The following is a 2,589-nucleotide window of genomic DNA, read 5'->3' as shown; positions in this document are numbered from 1 at the left end:
GTCGGTAGCGGTGGCGGTGGCCTCCACCACCGGGGTGCCGGTCCCGTCCTCGACCGCGTTCTCGTCCTCGACAGCGGTCCCGGGCTCGGGCGTCCCGTCCGCCGGGCGGCGGGTCGAACGCCGCCGGCGGCGCGGCGGACGCGTGCTCTCCCCTGCCGACGAGTCGGCGACACCGGAGTCCGGGGTCGTGGCCTCGTCTNNTCGGCAGTCGCCTCGGACTCGGCGGCGGCCCGCTCGGCCTCCTGGCGCGAGATGGCCAACGCGGCCGGATGTGCGGCCGGAGCGGGTCCGTCCTTTCTCGGGGCCTGCTTGGGCGCGGTCGAGGACGACGAACCACCCGCCGAGCCGTCGACCTGACCCTGGTCCCCTCCCTTGCCGCCGCGGCGGCGGCCGCGACGCGCACCGGGCTCGTCTGCGTTGTGGGACTCGGTGTGGACCGGGTCGGCGTGCACGATCAACCCGCGGCCCTGGCAGTGCTCGCACGGGGTGGAGAACGCCTCGACCAACCCGGTTCCCAGCTTCTTGCGGGTCAGCTGGACCAGTCCCAGCGAGGTCACCTCGGAGACCTGGTGCCGGGTGCGGTCGCGCCCGAGCGCCTCGGTGAGACGGCGCAGGACGAGATCGCGGTTGGCCTCCAGGACCATGTCGATGAAGTCGATGATCACCATCCCGCCCACGTCACGCAGGCGCAGCTGGCGCACGATCTCCTCGGCGGCCTCGAGGTTGTTCCTCGTGACCGTCTCCTCGAGGTTGCCGCCCGAGCCCGTGTACTTGCCCGTGTTCACGTCGATCACGGTCATGGCCTCGGTGCGGTCGATCACCAGCGAGCCGCCGGACGGCAGCCACACCTTGCGGTCGAGCGCCTTGGCCAGCTGCTCGTCCACGCGATGGGTGGAGAACACGTCCACGTCGGGGTTGTCGTACCGCTGCACCCGCTCGACCATCTCGGGCGCGACTCGCGAGACGTAGTCGTGGACCGTGTCCCACGAGGTGTCCCCCTGGATGACGAGCTTGGTGAAGTCCTCGTTGAACAGGTCCCGGACCACCTTGACCAGCAGGTCGGGTTCCTCGTACAGGGCCACCGGGGACCCGGAACCGGAGGCGGTCCGCTTGGCGGACGCCTCGGCGATCTCGTTCCACTGGGTGGCCAGGCGTTCGACGTCGCGGCCGATCTCCTCCTCGCTGACGCCCTCCGCCGCGGTCCGGATGATCACACCCGACCCCTCGGGGACGACGTCCTTGAGAATGGCCTTGAGGCGACGACGCTCCGTGTCGGGGAGCTTGCGGGAGATGCCCGTGGAGTTCCCGTCCGGCACGTAGACCAGGAAGCGTCCCGCCAGCGAGATCTGCGTGGACAGGCGGGCGCCCTTCTGCCCCACCGGGTCCTTGGTGACCTGCACCAACACCATGTCGCCGGGCTTGAGGGCCTGCTCGATCCGCCGGGCCTTCCCGCCGAGCCCGGCGGCCTCCCAGTTGACCTCGCCCGCGTACAGGACGCCGTTGCGGTTGCGTCCGATGTCGACGAACGCCGCCTCCATGCTCGGGAGCACGTTCTGCACGCGGCCGAGGTAGACGTTGCCCACCATCGAGCGCGCGGACTCGGTGGTGACGAAGTGCTCCACGAGCACCTTGTCCTCGAGCACGCCGACCTGGGTCATGACCCCCTCGCCGTCGGCACGCTGCTTCTCCCGGACCACCATCACGCGGTCGACGGACTCACGGCGGGCCAGGAACTCGGACTCGGAGAGGATCGGCTGCCGGCGGCGGCCGGCGTCCCGGCCGTCGCGGCGGCGCTGACGCTTGGCCTCGAGTCGCGTCGAGCCGGTGATGCCCTGGACCTCATCCGCAGACGTGTCGGCGCCCTGTCCCCCCCGTGCGGGGCGGCGGCGCGGTTCGCGGTCGGAGCCGTCCGGCTGGGGCTGGTCGTCGCCGGACGACTGACCGTCGTCCGCGGCGGAACTCCCGCTACGACGACGACGACGCCGCCGCCTACGCGATCCCGACGACGACTCCTCGGACCCGTCCGAGTCGTCCCCGTCGGAGTCGTCCTGCCCGTCCGAGTCGTCCCGCCCGTCGGAGTCGTCCGCGGATCCGTCGGCCGGGCGCGTGGAGTCGTCAGAGGAGCCGGAGGCGGCCCGGTCCCCGTCGCCCTCGGCGGCGTCCCCGTCCTCGTCGGACCCCGAGGTCTGCTCATCGGCGTTCTCGCCACGTCCGCGGCCGCGGCCGCGGCGACCCCGGCGGCGGCGGCGGGCAGCGGCGTCGCCGGTCTCGTCCTGCTCGTCCGTGGTGTCGGCGTCCTCCCGGGGGTCCGCCTCCTCCGTGGTCTCGGTGGCGGCGCGGTCGTCCCGCTGGGTGCCGGACCGGGGGGCGTCGGTCGCCGCTCGTCTCGTCCGCGCGGGTCGATCCTCTTCTGCCCTGGCGGCGGTCTCCTCGGGCGAGAGGAACAGCGGCGAGAACGAGGGGGTCGCGGTGGATCGACGGCGACTGTTGCCGGTCTCCACCGTCCCCACCTCACCGGTGACGATCGCCATCTCGGGCAGCGGCCGGCGGGCCGGCGCCGTCCGGGCGGGGGCCTTCTTCTCGGCGGCG

Annotated in this window: 1 protein-coding gene; it reads right to left on the bottom strand. The window is 72.8% G+C overall.

What is annotated here, in order from left to right; all coding sequences use genetic code 11:
• Positions 1 to 2,589, bottom strand: a 2,589-nt coding sequence (locus B4M60_RS06685; protein WP_414646753.1) for an Rne/Rng family ribonuclease, incomplete at both ends; no start/stop codon positions are given.

The sequence above is a fragment of the Dietzia sp. UBA5065 genome (assembly GCA_002415925.1).
Taxonomy (GTDB): domain Bacteria; phylum Actinomycetota; class Actinomycetes; order Mycobacteriales; family Mycobacteriaceae; genus Dietzia.
The sequence above is the reverse complement of the archived record's forward strand: the minus strand, read 5'-3'. Positions and strand labels throughout refer to the sequence as shown.